The following is a 17693-nucleotide window of genomic DNA, read 5'->3' on the forward strand; positions in this document are numbered from 1 at the left end:
TTCATGCTTGTGTCGCCCCCTATCTCATTTGAACAAAGCCAAATCTGACTTCGAACTTACTCGGTACGAACGATTTGTACGGATGAAGATGATTCTCGGACATCTACTACTTCTATTTCTTCGTTAGAAACGATATGAAGTGTCATCCATCGCTCAGGATCATCTAGAAGTCGAAGCATCGCATCAACATCTTCGAATTGAAGGAATAGGATTCCGATTGCCCGATTCGACCGATCAAAACGAGAAATTTCCGCTCCAATCGCTTGATATAAATTGGTTTGCATGATCGTGTAATCGTCTTTCATGAAACTGAGTCCCATGAAATGCCCTGCTTGTTGACTTGTTAAAGTGAAATATGCGTTTGGCACGGTGACAGGTTTCATTTCGAGCGAGACTGGACGATTGAGTGCCAAATCAATGGTCGCTTTGACCAGATCGACTCCCGTTGCTTGCTCAATGATTTGAGGAATATAATTCCCACCGTTTCGTGGTCCAATATCCATCAAATAGATGTCATCACCTTTGACAAAGATGTCAAAGTTGAGTGGTCCGTGTTGAAGTCCGACTTGTGTGATCATCCGTTGCAACGTCTCATGCACCCGGTCAAGTATATGTGGAGGATGGATACTCGGGAAACTCAAACTTATTGGAGCGAAAGGATTCACCCCTCGTTCGTTGAAGTGATTGTTGCCGAAGCATCGAAACACTAATTGTCCATTCACGATAAATCCGTCTCCACCAACTTGATAACCGTCCCGTCGAACGAATTCTTCTGCGACTACCTCATCTCCGAATGATATGTCGAAAGCAGCAGAAACTTGTTGGCGGAGTCGGTCTACACCATCCTCATAGCACCATTTACTAATTCCTTTACTACCGGATGTATCTGCGGGTTTAATGACGAACTCCCCTTCCATGTCTCGCAACGTGATTACGGCCGACTCCACATCTGTGAACGCATACGTTCTTGGGACGGCGAAACCATGATCTTGTAAAAACGCCCGAAATTTCGCTTTGTTTGTTAACGTCTCGACGACTTGAAGTGGGTTGGTCTTTAAACCTAATGCTTCTCCTACAAACGCCGCGGTTCGAGCGGCTGGATCTGATGCGTATGCCAAAATCCCATCAATTTGTTCTCGTCTTGCAATGTCGAGCACGCTCTCTCGGTCAAGGGAGCTGACCGGATAGTACCGATCAACGACGAGACGACCTGGATTATCCGGTAAATAATCACAAAGGATTGTGAAAATCCCTAGTTCCTTAGCCTTGAGTATGACCGGAACTTGATGCATTGCCCCTCCGAGTAACATGAGTTTGAGCATGATTGGCGTCTCCTTTGCGATTAAATGGATAAAGTAACTCAGCATATGTTTTGGCTGTATTGACATTTAGACGGTGGACGATCAGTTCTTTAGAGCGTTCCCCATGTTCGGTCAATCGTTCGGGGTGATCAAGGTATTTTCGGAGTTGTGTCGCAAGTGATTCAGCCGTCGGATCGCACTTGTAACAATTCACATTTTCATGAAGGTGCCTTGCGACATTGTTGACCTCATGACTGACGACAATCCCCATCCCGGAAGCACAGGATTCAATGATCGTCAAATTACCATTCGAATACGTTGCCGGGAGAACCAGGATGTCAGCTGCTTGATACACTTTATGCAAAGAATCCCACGACTCAATATTTTCCAAAAAGAAGACATCCTCTAGTTGTTCTTCTTTGATGTAGCGTCGACACGCCTCAGCCAAATGTCCATCTCGATTCATAGCGAGAGAAATATGAGGATATTCTGCTTTCAAACTTTTATAGGCTTCGAGCGCGACAAGTGGTTGATAGCGATCAATCAATCGATTGGCGAACAAAATTTGAATGGGATCGTGTTGTTTCTTTTGACGCAGAGGGTGGTCAATATGTGCTTCGATGTCGATTGGGTATGGAGCATTGACGACCTGCTGTTCCGAAAATCCAATCTCTTCAATGAATTGATTCTTAGCCACTTCCCCCATCCCAAAGATAAGATCTGCTTTCTTGAATAATCGACGCATCCATTTCACTTTTCGTGACGGATTCTCTTTCGTCCATAGCGTATTTTCTCCGGCATCCTCGTGCGACACGTTTCGAAGCGGTTCACTCAAGAACACAACCCGGATGCCGAGTAGTTTTCCTAAATGAAGGAGGAGAAAGTGAAATGCCGAAAACCCTCCTAGCATTAAAATATGCGGTCGGAATCGAATCAGTTGAACAAATACATCGAGTGAGGAGTAATCAAATCGATTCGAGTAAACCGATCCCTTTAGAATTTTACAATGTGGCCCTAAAGGCATGGCCCACCAGTCAGGGCGTCGGTCCGTCAACTGTTCATAAAACCAAAATTCTGTCGCATAATAGGGTTGTAACGCCTCACAAAATTTGACCTGATATGGTGCTGCGATATTTGATATGAAGACCAAGCGTTGTTTCGTCACGATTTACACCTCTTTCTTTTCAGTGAGCGTCACGTTTTGCTTCCATACTTCCCGCATCACATAGTCGGTATACGACAAGATAATACGCAATACTTTTTCAGATACGTTTGGCATCGCATAATCGTCTACAAGTCTCGTCGTTTGCTCTGCTTCACTTAAAATCCGAAGGGCTTGGAGCACCCGATCTTGCTTCAATCCGACCATCATGACCGCCCCTTCCTCCATGGCTTCCGGGCGTTCATGTGCTTGACGGATATTCAGTCCTTTAATGCCAAGAATCGAACTCTCTTCACTAATGGTTCCGCTATCGCTCAGCACTGCTTTTGCATGAAGCTGTAATTGAACGTAGTCATTGAATCCAAGCGGTTTCAGCGTGCGAATGTTCGGGTGGAGAGTCACACCCGTTTCTCCAATCCGTTTCGCCGTTCGCGGATGGGTCGAGATGACAAGAGGCAGATTGTACGTCTCGGCAATCGCGTTCAGGGTGTCAATGAGATCGAAGAAATTTTCATCGGAGCTGATATTTTCATCACGATGGGCAGAAACAACAAAGTAACGATCATGCTCCAAACCTAGTCGCGCCACCACATCGGATTGTTCGATGTTTTTTAGTTGTCGATGCAAGACCTCATACATCGGGCTACCCGTTTTGATGACTCGCTCAGGTGGCAACCCTTCCCGAAGAAGATACTCTCTGGCGATATCGCTATACGGCATGTTGATATCTGCCGTATGATCGACAATCTTTCGATTCGTCTCTTCCGGTACGCGTTGGTCAAAACAACGGTTGCCTGCTTCCATATGGAAGATTGGGATTTTTCGACGCTTGGCGGCGATGGCACAAAGGCAAGAGTTCGTATCGCCTAGAATCAATACCGCGTCTGGGCGTTCCTGTTCGAGAACTGGGTCGATATGGATCAAGATGTTACCAATCGTCTCCATGGGACTCCCTGTCGCCGTATTGAGAAAATGGTCTGGTTTTCTTAGGCCGAAGTCTTGAAAGAACACCTCGTTTAACTCGTAATCATAATTTTGTCCGGTATGAACAAGGATATGCTCGATGGCTTCAGATTGCTCGAGTTTATGAATGACGGCCGATAGGCGTATGATCTCGGGTCTCGTCCCGACGATGGTCATCACTTTGAGTCGTTTCATCTTGCACCTCCATGAAGTAAGTATCTGGCTCGTCCGGGTTGAACACTTCGTTTACCCACATGACCGTCACCAAGTCTCCCGTCCCGACATTCTCAATGCTGTGTGTATAGCCGACAGGTATATCGACGACACGCATCATCTCACCCGTCACGAAGTAAGAGTGGACTTCCTGTTCGCCCACTTTTCGAAAATGAATCTTCGCTTCTCCACTGACGACTAAAAACTTTTCATTTTTCGTATGATGCCAATGGTTCCCTTTCGTGATTCCCGGCTTCGCCACATTGACCGAAACCTGTCCACGGTCTGGCGTCCGAATAAATTCGGTGAACGATCCACGCTCATCCTCATGCTTCAATAAGTCATATCCGAACGCATCGACCGGTAAATAGCTCAGATACGTACTGTACAGCTGCTTTGTGAACGCATCGTCTAACGCGGGAATGGAAAGCGTGTTGCGACTGTCTCGGAACGTATAGAGCAAGTCAGCCAGTCGTCCTAAAGAAATCGGCTCGTGTGTCGGCACATGTTGATAACCCGTATCGGTCGGATTAGATAATACATGAAGGAACGACTTCATCACGTCATCGATATAAGCGAGTGTTACCGTACGTTTCGGGTCATGAATCTCAATCGGTTCTCCCTTAGCGACACGGTCACAAAATGTGGAGACGACGCTGTTATAATGAGGGCGACTCCATTTGCCGAACAAGTTCGGCAAGCGATAGATCATCACACGACGCCCTGTTCGTTCACCCTCTTCGAACAACAATCGTTCGGCTTCCCGCTTACTTTGTCCGTATGGGTTGTCGAGTTCGGCTTGCACCGAGGACGCATAAACGATTGGCGCCTGATTCTTCGCTTGTGTAAGAATCTCGAGAAGATGCGCGGTGAAGCCGACATTCCCTTCAAAAAACTCGTTCTCCTCTTTCGGTCGATTCACACCAGCCAGATGATAGATGAACTCCGCATTGCGACAGTAGGTCATGAACGTTTCCTCGTCCGTCTCACGTGTTTGGGCGAACACGTTATGCCCTTCCGTTTCCAATGCTGCTCTCAAATTTTTCCCGACGAACCCGTTCGCTCCTGTAAGTAAGATGTTCATGAGACCTTCACCCAACTTTTCAACTCTTGTTGGATATAAGGAAGTTTCATGAGCAATTGCTTCACTTGTTCGACGTTCAATTGTTCAGTATTGGCTGAATTATATTCACCCTCGACGGTCAATTTTTTACTACCCTCGCTAAAGTATTTTTCATAGTTGAGGTCCCGCGTGTCAGCTGGGACACGATAGAATCCACCCATATCCTCCGACACCACGTTTTCTTCACGCGTCAAGAGTGTCTCGTATTGCTTTTCTCCATGGCGTGTCCCAATCACTTTGATCGGATTATCGACACCAAACAGTTCGATGAGTGCTTGTGCCAACGTTCCAATCGTCGAGGCTGGGGCTTTTTGAACCATGATGTCTCCCGCGTGCGCATGAGTGAAAGCGAAGACGACGAGTTCGACTGCATCTTCCAAACTCATTAGAAAACGTGTCATGAACGGGTCGGTCACCGTCAAAGGTTCACCCCGCTTGATTTGTTCGACGAAGAGTGGAATGACTGAGCCACGAGAGGCCATCACATTGCCATATCGCGTGCCACAAATGAGCGTCTGATCGGGACGAACCGCTTTTGCTTTCGCGACAAACACTTTTTCCATCATCGCCTTCGAAATGCCCATCGCGTTAATTGGATAGGCCGCTTTATCGGTCGACAGGCAGATGACTTTTTTGACGTGTTGCTCGACTGCTGCCGTCAAGACATTATCAGTCCCGAGTACGTTCGTTTTGACGGCTTCGAGTGGGAAGAACTCACAGGAAGGCACTTGTTTCAACGCTGCTGCATGAAAGACGTAGTCGACACCGTACATGGCATTACGGACGCTGTTCACATCTCGGACGTCCCCGATATAAAATTTGAGCTTATCGTCTTGGTACAACTTGCGCATATCGTCCTGCTTCTTTTCGTCTCGAGAGAAGATGCGAATCTCTTTTATATCTGTTTTCAGAAATCGTTGCATGACTGCATTTCCGAACGATCCAGTACCTCCCGTAATCAATAAGGTTTTACCCGTAAACATCGCAAACCCTCTCCTTTTCCTGATGACTAAACATGGTGAAAGATTGGAAAATAATTGACTGCAATTGGGTTGATAGTAACGTGTTACCCGACAAATCATAAAAATAGGAAGGAACGGATTATCATTTTTTTGAAACATGACATGTTGAAAGTTTGCTGAAATGAAAAAAGACATCTTTTTCAAGATGCCTTTCGTCGATAGCTAACCAGACCCTGCAAGAGTCTCTTTTCGTCATCCCGAAACGTGAATAGCCAGAGGAATATGAAATAAAGGATTCCGAGAAATGCTGCTTTCAGTAAGAAGTAGATTAGCGAGTCGACAGGGAAGTACCGTTGAAGAATCATCCCCATAGCCCCAAGGAATAGAAGGGCTGGTGCAATTTTTAAATGACATTTATAGAAGAAACGCCACATGTTAAGCTTGAGGACACGCATGTATACGATGTTCATGAAGACGATCGAACCCACTATATTCCCAACGAAGATTGCGATTCCTGCACCAATCGCACCATATTGTGGAGATAATAGAAGCGATAAAACCACACTAACGATTGCGACAATGAGAGAAGCAAACGCCCGATACTTAATTTTATTTTCAGCGATCAAGGTCGTTTGGGCAATCTCCTGTGTAAACGTGATCAGTCCAGGAAGAATCAAAAGAAGCGCTACAATATATGAAGGGAAGAACGATTCACCGACCCATAAACCGATAAACTCACGACCAATCGTGGCAAACCCGACGATGATTAATCCGGCGATATACAGCTGAATTCGTCCGACTCGAATCAACAGATCCTCGAGCTCAGATTGACGATTATGAGTCGTCATCCTTGTCACTTTCGGTAAGAAAAGAGAGCCGATGGCAGATGAGATTGTCCATACGTATCCTTCAATGACCATCCCGATTGAGAATAAAGCGATGGAGGCACTACTCGCCAAAGCCCCAAGGATTGTCGGTGTGATGTTTAAGATAAACCGTTGGGCGATGGCAATGACGGTCGTCCATGAAGAAAATGAAAAAATGTCACGATACATGGAGCGGCTATTGTGTAAGAAATCGATCAACGTATCCGTCCTGCGGAACAAATAGAACCCTTTCCCGATAATGATCGAAATCCCGACGAGCGCATTGACAAATACGAGCGCATATAAGCCATAACCGAGCAGAAGTGCACCAACCATCAACAGGACCGTCGCCATCTTTTCGAACAGGTTGAACCAGTTCAACACGACAAACCGTTCATTTGCAATCATAATCCCATTGAACGGTTTTGTCGGGAACAAGACGACAATGTAGAAGCCGACCATGATAAACAGTATTTTTAACGTCTCCACTTCAGATGCGGACAAACTCGCATAAATCGTATCAATCATGAAATAGACCCCGACCAATGCGATTCCAATCAAAATGGCAACTGCTATAAATAGTTTGAATGCCACCCCTAAAAATTTGGCAGCCCCTTTTTGGTCACCTAATGCGTGGTATTTAGAGAGAAAGCGAGAGACCGCTGCCTCCAATCCAAAGTCGAGTGCGAAAATGCTGACGAGCGAGAGTGACAGCATATACAGCCCATAGTTCGCTTTCCCGATCTCCGCAATCATCCAAGGCGTATAAAAGAGTCCTGCCAAAATATTAAATCCGATGGCGACATACGACATCATTACGCCAATCTTGATTTGTCGGGTACTCGCCTGTTCATCAAATTCAACTTTTGTCGCCACGTGACTCCCCCCTTACTTCTGTTGCCAAAAGAACAGATAGACTGGTTCATTGCGAACGAATAGGAACAATAGCATACTGATGGCCACATAATACACGAGAAGTCGTTCTCTTCGATCGAACGATCGGAGTATTTCTGGAATCAAGAGCATGATGAAGATCGAGAAGTATTGAACAATTCGCATCATCGAGGGATTGATAAACGTGAGCGGTAAAAAGCATAACGCCAACAACAAAGCGTTCAAGTAGTGCGTCACGTTCGGATTGGCCTCAATCATCTGTTCACGCCGCCAAAGTGCGACGACAGTAATCATGACGAGTAGCAATGAGAAGTTATATGTGCCTGCACCCGTATAGTAATCATATTCTTCGTACCCGCTGATGGAACGGAACAGTTCGAACAACGGCATCCGAAAAATGAAGAGGAACGGAATCAATGCACCCATCACCAGTAAATATCGCGACGTGATGGCTTTCGTCGCCAAAAAGTAGAACGGGAGGAACACGAGTGCGGATTTATGAATGGTCGCCGCCAACAAAATGATTCCGATAAAGGGCCAAAATCTTCGGTTTTGAATAAAATAGTACCCGACCAGCACTGCCAAGGCGGTGGCAATCGTTTGACGAATGCCGGTAATCGCAAAAAAGGAATAAAACAGCGTTGAAAAAATGAGGAAACTGAGCAACGGTTCCGTCGAATTTCGATAAATCCAAATGCCGAACGGAATAAGAAACAGTAAGGCCACAATCAATAAGTACCATTGATAGTTCTCAGTCACGAGTTGAATCACTTTTTGAATCAAATAGTAACCTGGATCTTTGCCTTCCTCTGCACCAGTCATGACACCGACAAAATGATTGGCAAGGCGCTCCCATGAGATGCGTGTCGTTTCGTCGAACATCCATTTGTACGCCATCGTGTCATCTCCCACACTAAAGTCGCGGAATCCTGACAAGATAATCCATTGGGACGTAGCAATCGACACGAATAAGAGCTTGCCGTGTTTGATCCCATCATCACGTAAGAGGAGTGCCGCCCACGCAATCAACGACAAGATGTTCACAAGATAAATCCACATACGGTCTCCTCCTTTACGTGCGTCAACGATAGCGCAGATTTACCATTCCTCGATAAGCCGTCACGAGGTAGTGATAGAAAAATGATGTGACTTGGAGTCTTTTTTGCATGAACGGACTCATATGTCGGTCCCCTCCGTACCGTTTCATTAAATCGTCCCTCGTCTCTCTCGAAGTGGAACGATAAATCGCATGGAACACGGTGCGAATCGCCTGTGTCGGTTCGCTCGTTTTCGCATCCAACCGAATGAGTAGATCCTCGAAGAAACGTGCCGTCTCAATCGGTGCAAGATCGCTAATTTTTTTCGTCTGTTGTTTCGCATGGATGCGCGACTTCTCGTGTGGTTCGGTCGTCATCTTGAACTGGTATCCCGCAAGTGCCAGTTCCGTAAAACAGACCCAATCTTGGATATAGCGATACGATGTCGGGAATCCGCCCACCTCTTCAAGCGCATGCTTCGGAATCAACAACGCACATCCGCTCAGGCACGTTTCCAGCAATTGATAGGCAAACATCTCTTCGGGCGTAAAGTGTCCTTTCGGCTTACGGCGAGGACGATAAATCGGATTGCCCTCCCCATCGATGAGCTTTGTCCCACACCCTAGGATAAAGTTGGACGATGTTTCGCCCAATTGATTCAAATGATGCACTTGCGTCTTGATTTTATCAGGCTCATATAAATCATCGTGACTGAGCCACGAAAACCAATCACCTCGCATCTTTGAAATCCCTAGATTCAAAGCGGTCGATACCCCACCGTTCGGTTTTTCAAAGTAGCGAATGGCATCGCCATATCTTTTAGCGATGGCAGCAGTCGCCCCCCCATCGTTAGAGCCGTCGTTCACCACGATTACTTCAACGTGCTCATACGTCTGGGCGAGTGCACTTTCGATTGTCTCGCTCAAATAGTCTGCTCCATTGTAGACGGGGATGATGATGGAGACGAATGGCTGTGCCATAAAGAATCCCTTCCTTTCTGATCAATTAACTCCTCGTAGACGTTCAAATAATCGTTGCAACGATCTTCCAATCGGAAGGCATGATGCGCATGTTGGACACATGCTTCCGTATACATGTCTTTCCCGTCTCGTCTGATACGCGCGATGGCATCCATCAGGTAATCTTGACTATGACTCGGGACGACAATCCCGCAAGATGTCGGAACGAGTTCAGGGTTTGCCGTCCCGTCCAAGACAATTGCTGGAGTGCCGCAAGCCATTGCTTCGGCGGTCACTTTCCCAAAAGATTCTTCTTCCGATAGATTTAAGAAGACGTCAGCAAGTGCATAATATTCAGCAAGTTCCGAGGCGTCGTTTGTCGAAGGAATGTGAATCACGTTCTCCGGTAACCGTCTATTCGGTAAAGACCCTACCAAAATTACGGTGGCATCCTCCAATTGTTCCGCTACTTCGATCCATTTATTTAACCCTTTGGAGTCGTCCCATAAGCTAGCGACCCCAAGCAAGACGAAGCGGTCGTTCAGTCCTAGTCGGTGGCGTAAACGGTTCGTCTCCCTCGGATAAAATATCGTCGGATCAATCCAGTTGTAAATACGTCGGATGATGGCAGCTTGCCCGAGGAATGAGAAGCGTGCTTCCGTCGTGATCCAGTCTGATACCCCGATGACCGCAAGACGAGGAATGGCACGAAACCAGCTCTGTTTGTCTCGCCACATGAGTGCGGTACGGTCAAGCCCCCAACTCGGATTATCAAGCGCGAGTCTCGGACAATCTCCACAGCCATGTTGCCAGCGATCACAGCCGGTACTCGTATAATGGGTACATTTCCCGGTGTAGAACCAACAATCATGTAAGGTCAATACGGTCGGTGTGTCCGTTTTCGCAAGCCATGTCATCAACGTCTCCAGATGAATATAGTTCGAGTGCAAATTATGGAGATGCACGACTTCCGGTCGATTCGCTTCAAAGTGTGCAATCAACTCCGACGTGGCACGCTTGGATGAATACCCTTGTTTTCCTGTGACACGAGACAAGAGCGCGTGACGTTTTTGATCGAATGGAGAACCAATCCGAAATCCCGACCCCGTCTCAGGTCCGCGCGCATAGGCCACATAACTCTCATGACCGGATTGATTGGCGATGGTCGAGAGTTCTTTACAGATTCGGCCCGTACTCATCACTTCATGGATCGCATTTATGTGAACAATCCGCATCGCCCTCTCCTCCTTCAAGCGATTCAATCATACTTATAGTGATAATACCGATCTTTTCCTCTTTCACGTTTGTTCATGACGAGACCGAGGAGATTGGCTCCTGATAACTCCAGCTGTTCTTTTGCCTTGAGGACATAGTCACGGTTTGACGTTTCACAGCTGATGACGAGAATCGTTCCGTCGGCCTCACTTGCAAGAATTCGGCTATCCGCCACCTGCATGAGAGGAGGAGCGTCGATAATGACCATGTCATACATGTGTTTAAGTTCTTCTAATAGCGTCTTCATCATCGGGGAAGCCAACAACTCCGAAGGGTTCGGTGGAATCGGTCCCGCAGGAAGAAGGTGCAGCTTCGGCACTTGCGTCGATTGGATCGAACGCTCTAGGGTCGTCCGTTTCGCCAGAATCGTCGAGAGTCCTAATTGGCCAGGTAGTTGAAACGTGAAATGGGCAGTCGGCTTTCGCATGTCACAATCCATGAGCAAGACACGCTTCCCTAGTTGTGCATAGACGATGGCAAGGTTCGAAGCCGTCGTCGACTTCCCTTCGCCAGGCGAGGCAGACGTCACGACAACCGACCGTAAGTCCGCCCCGAGTGACGTAAATTGTAGATTGGTCCGAATCGTTCGATACTGTTCCGCAATGGGAGACTGCGGATTGACAAGCGTGATTAAACTTCGTCTCGTCTCACGAGCTTTGTCTTGTGTCTTTGGCAGATGAAACATGCTTTTCATCCCCTTTCACGGAAGGATTTACTTCTTTCACAGGTTCTTGTTTAGACCGCTTCGCGGCCATGTCTCGCTTTTCGATGACAGGAATGTTACCGATGACCGGTAGGGAGAGGAGTTGTTCGGCCTCTTTCTCATCCCGAACTCGCTTATCGAACGTGTAGCGAACGAGTGCGAGCACACTTCCGACGACAAAGCCGAGCACCACTCCGATTGCCGTATAAATCAACATATTGGGTGACACCGGGAATGCCGGAACTTCGGCAACAGACAAGACACGTACGTTGTCGATGTTCATCAAGTCCGGAATCTCATTCGCAAACACTTCAGTAATGACATTTGCAATGTCCGTTGCGACAACCGGGTCACTGTGTGAGACAACAATGTTGATGACTTGTGACTCTTCCTCACTCTCGACGAGGAGAATCTCACTGATATCTGTTGGTGCATTCGGTACTTGTGTTTTCACTTCATTCAAAATGGCAGGACTCCGCATGATGACTCGATATGTGTTGATCAGCGAGAGAGAAGAGGAAATTTGGGTGCTGTCGACAATGTTTGACCCTACCTCTTGTTTCGGAACAATGAGTACTTGTGTCGATGCCTCGTAAGTTGGTTCGACGACATACTGACTTAAATAGTAGGCTGTTCCGCCCCCAATCAAAACGGTCAAGAAAATCAGGAGTTTACTCTTTTTAAAAACGGCGAGTAAATCCGCCAGAAGCATGGTCTGACTATTCACGTGTGAACCCTCCTTCAAAGTACGTAGCTGCAGTTTCTAGTAGATTGAATCGTTGTGTGGTTACTACTTACCCTTGCCCCTCTGACAATCCAAAAGAAATGTTGACCATCTTTTTATAAACTATCAGGAAGGTCGTCTTTCGGTGAACGTATCGTAGATGTTTTTCATTTCCGCATGGGAGCGTTCGATATCATAGGCCTTAGCCGATTCCGTGTTCCGTAAGCCCATCTGACGTGATAAGTCGAAATCAAAACGCATCGTTTGAATCGCACGCGCAAATCCTTCTACGTCGTTCGGGGCACATTTAAACCCGGTCACCCCGTCAACTGAATAGTCGTTGATTCCATGGATATTCGATGTGATGATGGGTAACCCCGCCGCCATTGCCTCAAGTGCCGCCATCCCGAGTCCTTCCCGCTTCGATGGAAAGACGAAGCAATCCGCCGCTTTCATGATTTCGAATACATCATCCCGAAAACCGAGGAGCCTTACCCGATCCTCCAGTCCTAATTCCTGAATGACCTGTTCGAGGCGCTCTCTTCCATCTCCAGTTCCTGCAATCCAGTATCGAATGGTCGGGTCATGTAAGGAGGAAATAGCTCGAATAATGGTCTCATGGTTTTTATTCTCATTCAGTTCGCCTACCGATAGAAGGACAAAGTCCGCTTCGGCCTCGACGCCAAAAGAACGTCGCTTCTGCGGACGATTGATTTTTACCTGCTCGATTCGCTTCGTGTCGACCCCGATTCCTGGGATGCGATACGTATGGGACGTCTTGAACGTCTGAGCTCTTGAATAGTCTTCTTCGTTGATTGTCACAATCGTATCCGTCAATCTGGCAAGCGTTCGCTCCACCGGATAGTACAACATCCAATTCAGGGACGGACTTCCTTTGAAAAAATGAAAGCCATGTGCCGTATACATACAGGGTGTGTTCGTCTGTCTGGCGACTAACCGTCCGACCACCCCGCCAATCGGGGAATGACAGTGGATGAACGTATACGTATGAAGGGTCATGACTCGCTTCAGCTGTTGATAGGCACGGATATGATTGTTCATCTTTTTAATATCTCGATGAAAATCAATCTGAAACAGGGTCACACCTTCTGATTCTAAACTCTGTTTGACACGTTCAAGTTTTTCATCACTATACATGCTGCCCCATTTATAGTTCGTGGCGACATGTACCTCATATCCCATGTCTTGCAGGGTTCGGATGTTATCTCGGTTAAAGCTCTCAATCATCGATATGACGGACGCGACCATTAGGACTTGTTTCATCGGGTGATCCTCCCTATACACGTTTACGTAAGTAGTCGACACCGCGGAGCATCAGAACGAGAGGTACCGTTTGCTCGAATTTACATAGTTGAAAGAAGGAACGCCATTTCAAATCAAAATAGCGCATATCGATTTGGGCATAGGCGTCTTTGTATTCCTTTTGACGCAACACTTGCTTCAACGTCTCTGCCTGGGCATAGAACGGTTTATTCGAAACGAGTTCGTTCAAACCAATCCCGATCATGCTCAGAGCGATTCGATTATATAAAGCGCGATGGTAATCCTCTCCGAGTTCATGCTCCTCGATATAATCTTTTAGCATTTGAAAGAATTCCAGTCGTGACTCGATAAAATTGCGGTGATATACGCTAGTTTCTGACTGTGCGTTTGTTTTCCGATAGTGGTAGACGGGGTAATCGATGTAGATGAAACGCTGACAATTTTCGAGCGCTTGAATTTGGAAGTAAAGATCGACGAACGTCCCGTACGGACTCGAAAATGACAAATGTCGAATCAGGTCTCGATGATAGAGCGTAATGCAGTTCGAGTTGAGCGCATCGACCGTTTCTGGGAAGGCAAGCTCCTCCCCGACGAGTCCGAACAAACGTCGATGCACGAACCGTCTCGTATCCTTCGCATCATAGGACAGAAAATCCGCATCGAAGATTCGTTTCGGTAACGAGCGACCCTCATACTCACGGACGTATGTCCCCATGACGGCATCGGCCTGCTCGTGCTCGGCATGTTCCACCAACAGACGAATCGCATCCATGTCCAACCAATCGTCACTATCGATGAACATCAAATACTCACCTGTCGCCATCCGCATCCCCCGGTCGCGACAAAACGAGCACCCGCGGTTCGTCTGATCAATCAGTTTCACACGAGAGTCGTCATCATATTCCAACATGATGTCGAGACTTTGATCGGTGCTACCATCGTTGATGACGATGATTTCAAGGTTTGGATAGGTCTGGTTTACCAGACTCGTCAAACACTGACGTAAATAAGCGCTCGTGTTGTAGACGGGCACGATGATGCTAACGAGCGGGTTCGTATGACGCATATGCATTCACACTCCTTCGTTGTTTTCTCATCAAGCAATCCGCGATGAGTGACTATATCTCGTTCTTCCCATTCAAATTTTGGGATAAATCCGAACTAGAAAGAGTGATGAATAATTTTTTAGTGAATTATCAAACTGCTGACTCCCCCACTTGTAGAACACAAAAAGACGAACCAGCGTACCTGATTCGTCAATCGCTATGACCGCAAAGAGACGGTCCTTATGTGATTTCTTGTTCCTCTTGATCTAGATTCATCATCACGTTACGGAACAGCCGCTCATTCCCACGGTCCGACACATAGGAGTTATGCGGCGTGAGACTCACCCATTCAAATTCATAGAGTGGATGGTCAGGTTGAATCGGCTCTGTCTCAAACACATCTAGTGCGACACCGAAAAACTTACCTTCTCGAAGCGCTTCGACGAGTGCACTCTCGTCGATGATCGCCCCTCTGGCGACGTTCATGAGGATCGCATCCTCTTTCATTGCCGCAATGGCCGCCTCATCAATCAGATGATACGTTTCATCCGTGAGTGGCAACGCGAGAATGATGACGTCACTTTCTTGTAAGACCTCATGGAGTTCATCCATCAACACATATCGATCGACAAATGGAACGTCTTTCGGTCGACGACCGACACCGATGACGCGCATCTCGAAAGCATGTAATCGTTTCGCAATCGCCTTGCTGACGTTCCCCACGCCGAGAAGGACAGCGGTCTTCCCACTCAACTCGCGCAGACGCCGTTCTTTTTCCCACTGACGATTTTGTTGTTTTTCCCGAAACGCAGCACCATGTTTTATAAAGTCGAGCAATTGCCAGACGACCCATTCCGCCATTGGCACGGCATATGTATCACCGGCGTTATAGACGTGAATGTCCCGTTTCTCTAATGTTGCGACCGGCAAGCGGTCGAGCCCGGCGCTTACGGCTTGAACGACCTTCAATCGAGGAAAATCTTCAAGTGCTCGGTAGGCAAACACGTTCTGACAGACGAGCACTTCTACTTCAGATACATCTCGTCCTTGAATTTCTGACTCTTTCTGAAGAACTGTGACCTCATGTCCCCGTTCTTCCAACTGTTTTTGTTGTTCTGGAGATAAACGCATCCCCGTCACCCAAATGTTCATGAAAAAATCCCCTTCTTTTGCTGTCTATCCGAAGTGATGGCTTGCACGTCTCGCGTCAAGATCAGACGATTCAGCTCAAACCATTCCGATGGCATCGATTCGAGCTGTTGTTCATATGCTCTAATTCTCCATACCCCTTCTTGGAATAGTTGAGCCTGATTAGCCGTTATTTTTTCAACAGATCCGAGGTGACAAAAACTACGGGACAGGATGACCAATGACGAACCAAGACGCTTATGCTCTGCAATGATTTTTTCCGCCGGAATGTGCCCTTCCCCGATACGGGCAATGCCACCAAACCCATAAGGAATTCCTGCTTCATGAATTTGAGTGACAATCGCTTCAACGAGTCCATTCGTGAGCGGTTCAAACAAAAAGTTCTGCTGATAACTCAAATGAAGGTCGTTTAGCCCGATATGAATATAGTCAATTCCAGTTAGTCGAAGGACGTCAGGCATGCACTCGACCGCTTCCCTTGTCTCACAAAGGAGGCAAACCTTTACACGTCCTTCCACCAATTCGATGAAGCGTTCCACTTCCTCAACCGTCTTATAATAAGGAAGCATCAAAATGTCCGCCCCACGCGAAATGGCTTCCTTCACCTCATACGCCGAGCCCGAGTGAATCGGATTAAGTCGGACAAGTAATTTGGCATGCTTTAATACAGACCGGACGCGACTGACGTCATGCATCGTATGCCTAGAAATCACCGTGTCCAAGTGCCCCTGGCGCTCGACTTTACCGTTTAATTCTAAATCAACAAAAATCCAATCCACTCCGTTTTGTTCAGCCAACTGCGCGACCTTCGGCTGATTGGTAATATACATGAACGTCAGTGACATCATCATAACCTCCTCCCAGAAATTGTTACCCTTTCGAATTAGCCATTGCCAAAAACAATCAAACAGAAATTCATGAAACTTTTTTGCAACGCACTACTGTTTTTTAAATGGTACCGAAAATAAACTTACAACTTCTTTTCCGTTTTGTTTGAAATCAAGAGAATCGGCAATATTGTCTTTACCGATGAACATTGCAGCATGTTTATACAAAAAAGGAGGGGCTTTCATATGGAATGGATTGTGATTTTTGGTGCAGGCGGACACGCTCAAGTATTAATCGATTTGTTAGAACTAATCGGAATCTATCGAATCGCAGGAATCTATGATGATAGTCCAAACTTGATTGGGAAAATGATTTACGGATATCCAGTTCTAGGAGTCATTGGCTCAAACATCATGATCCGAAAGGGCATTATCGGAATCGGAGACAATGTTCAACGCTCAATCGTTGCACAAAAAATTTTAGATAAGGCTTCAGATTTTGAATTCATCTCTGCCGTTCATCCAAGTGCCATCATCGGCAAAAATGTAACCATTGGTCCAGGAGTAGCTGTGATGGCAGGGAGTGTCATCAATTCAAATACGGTTCTTGAGGCACACAACGTCGTCAATACGATGTCTTCTGTCGATCATAATTGCCATCTCGCACCTTTCTCTTCCGTTGCGCCAGGTGCTCACCTCGGAGGGAATGTTCGACTTAATGAACGATCCTTTGTCGGAATGGGGGCGACGGTCATTCATAATATTCTCATTGAATCCGATACCGTTGTCGGTGCTGGTGCGACCGTCGTCAAAGATTTGCCTTCTGGTATAATCGCATATGGAACGCCAGCATCAATTCAGAAAAATAGAACCCCTTATGAGAAATATTTATAAAAGCTGCAGAAGAACGTTAAAAACACCTCGTAAAATCTGGATTTCCAATCCGAATTTTACGAGGTGTTTCTATGCTTCAGTTCTTATACACTAAAAAAGTTGATAAAAGATTTTTAGCGTCCCAAATTCTAAATTCCTCTTAATTTATTTAAATTAAATACCGATATATATATAGTAATGATTTTTTAGCCACTGCCCGTATAAATAACCAAATGACTTATGTATTGACATTCAATCATGAAAAATAAATTCTAATAATATATGGATTCTAGAATGGGACAGACCTTTCAAGTAATGAATTACTGTTTGTC

Annotated in this window: 16 protein-coding genes; 1 reads left to right on the top strand and 15 read right to left on the bottom strand. The window is 46.5% G+C overall.

Going from position 1 to position 17693, the window contains the following annotated elements; translation table 11 throughout:
* Positions 1-56 precede the first annotated feature (56 nt).
* The 15 genes from KNO86_RS06295 to KNO86_RS06365 all read right to left on the bottom strand — a co-directional run bounded on the left by KNO86_RS06295 (position 57) and on the right by KNO86_RS06365 (position 16506).
* Positions 57-1322 carry an ATP-grasp domain-containing protein gene (locus KNO86_RS06295; RefSeq protein ID WP_251126945.1) on the bottom strand — a complete coding sequence of 422 codons (1266 nt, stop codon included), beginning with the start codon at positions 1320-1322 and terminating at the stop codon, positions 57-59.
* Positions 1261-2466 carry a glycosyltransferase family 4 protein gene (locus tag KNO86_RS06300; RefSeq protein WP_214694169.1) on the bottom strand — a complete coding sequence of 402 codons (1206 nt, stop codon included), beginning with the start codon at positions 2464-2466 and terminating at the stop codon, positions 1261-1263. Before KNO86_RS06300 ends, KNO86_RS06295 begins: the two co-directional genes overlap by 62 nt.
* Before the next feature lie 3 nt (positions 2467-2469).
* Positions 2470-3621, bottom strand: coding sequence for a non-hydrolyzing UDP-N-acetylglucosamine 2-epimerase (gene wecB / locus KNO86_RS06305; protein WP_214694171.1), 1152 nt, complete (start codon positions 3619-3621; stop codon positions 2470-2472).
* A complete protein-coding gene (locus tag KNO86_RS06310; RefSeq protein ID WP_214694193.1) occupies positions 3548-4723 on the bottom strand; it encodes a polysaccharide biosynthesis C-terminal domain-containing protein in 1176 nt (391 codons plus the stop codon). The genes wecB and KNO86_RS06310 overlap by 74 nt, the downstream gene beginning before the upstream one ends.
* Entirely contained in the window at positions 4720-5745 is a 1026-nt protein-coding gene (locus tag KNO86_RS06315) for a polysaccharide biosynthesis protein (protein ID WP_214694200.1), read from the bottom strand. Before KNO86_RS06315 ends, KNO86_RS06310 begins: the two co-directional genes overlap by 4 nt.
* 179 nt (positions 5746-5924) lie before the next feature.
* On the bottom strand, positions 5925-7466 hold the full coding sequence (locus tag KNO86_RS06320) for an oligosaccharide flippase family protein (RefSeq protein WP_214694209.1): 1542 nt from the start codon (positions 7464-7466) through the stop codon (positions 5925-5927).
* 12 nt (positions 7467-7478) lie between these two features.
* Positions 7479-8543 (bottom strand): EpsG family protein, encoded by a 1065-nt coding sequence (locus tag KNO86_RS06325; RefSeq protein WP_214694211.1) that lies wholly within the window; start codon positions 8541-8543, stop codon positions 7479-7481.
* 22 nt (positions 8544-8565) lie between these two features.
* Positions 8566-9501, bottom strand: coding sequence for a glycosyltransferase family 2 protein (locus KNO86_RS06330; RefSeq protein ID WP_214694219.1), 936 nt, complete (start codon positions 9499-9501; stop codon positions 8566-8568).
* Positions 9444-10715 (bottom strand): glycosyltransferase, encoded by a 1272-nt coding sequence (locus KNO86_RS06335; RefSeq protein ID WP_214694225.1) that lies wholly within the window; start codon positions 10713-10715, stop codon positions 9444-9446. The genes KNO86_RS06330 and KNO86_RS06335 overlap by 58 nt, the downstream gene beginning before the upstream one ends.
* Before the next feature lie 23 nt (positions 10716-10738).
* On the bottom strand, positions 10739-11440 hold the full coding sequence (locus tag KNO86_RS06340) for a CpsD/CapB family tyrosine-protein kinase (protein ID WP_214694226.1): 702 nt from the start codon (positions 11438-11440) through the stop codon (positions 10739-10741).
* Positions 11403-12185, bottom strand: a complete 783-nt coding sequence (locus tag KNO86_RS06345; RefSeq protein WP_214694228.1) for a YveK family protein — start codon at positions 12183-12185, stop codon at positions 11403-11405. The genes KNO86_RS06340 and KNO86_RS06345 overlap by 38 nt, the downstream gene beginning before the upstream one ends.
* A gap of 123 nt (positions 12186-12308) precedes the next feature.
* Positions 12309-13466, bottom strand: a complete 1158-nt coding sequence (locus tag KNO86_RS06350) for a glycosyltransferase family 4 protein (protein WP_214694229.1) — start codon at positions 13464-13466, stop codon at positions 12309-12311.
* Positions 13467-13479: 13 nt separating this feature from the next.
* Positions 13480-14532: a glycosyltransferase family 2 protein gene (locus KNO86_RS06355; protein WP_214694231.1), complete on the bottom strand. Its 1053-nt coding sequence runs from the start codon at positions 14530-14532 to the stop codon at positions 13480-13482.
* Positions 14533-14752: 220 nt separating this feature from the next.
* Positions 14753-15664, bottom strand: coding sequence for an NAD(P)-dependent oxidoreductase (locus KNO86_RS06360; protein ID WP_214694233.1), 912 nt, complete (start codon positions 15662-15664; stop codon positions 14753-14755).
* Positions 15661-16506, bottom strand: a complete 846-nt coding sequence (locus tag KNO86_RS06365; protein ID WP_214694235.1) for an aldolase/citrate lyase family protein — start codon at positions 16504-16506, stop codon at positions 15661-15663. The genes KNO86_RS06360 and KNO86_RS06365 overlap by 4 nt, the downstream gene beginning before the upstream one ends.
* Before the next feature lie 228 nt (positions 16507-16734).
* Between KNO86_RS06365 and KNO86_RS06370 the strand changes: the two genes are divergently transcribed.
* Positions 16735-17382 carry an acetyltransferase gene (locus tag KNO86_RS06370; protein ID WP_214694237.1) on the top strand — a complete coding sequence of 216 codons (648 nt, stop codon included), beginning with the start codon at positions 16735-16737 and terminating at the stop codon, positions 17380-17382.
* Positions 17383-17693: the final 311 nt, after the last annotated feature.

Source organism: Exiguobacterium sp. s160 (assembly GCF_018617575.1).
Lineage (GTDB): Bacteria > Bacillota > Bacilli > Exiguobacteriales > Exiguobacteriaceae > Exiguobacterium > Exiguobacterium aestuarii_A.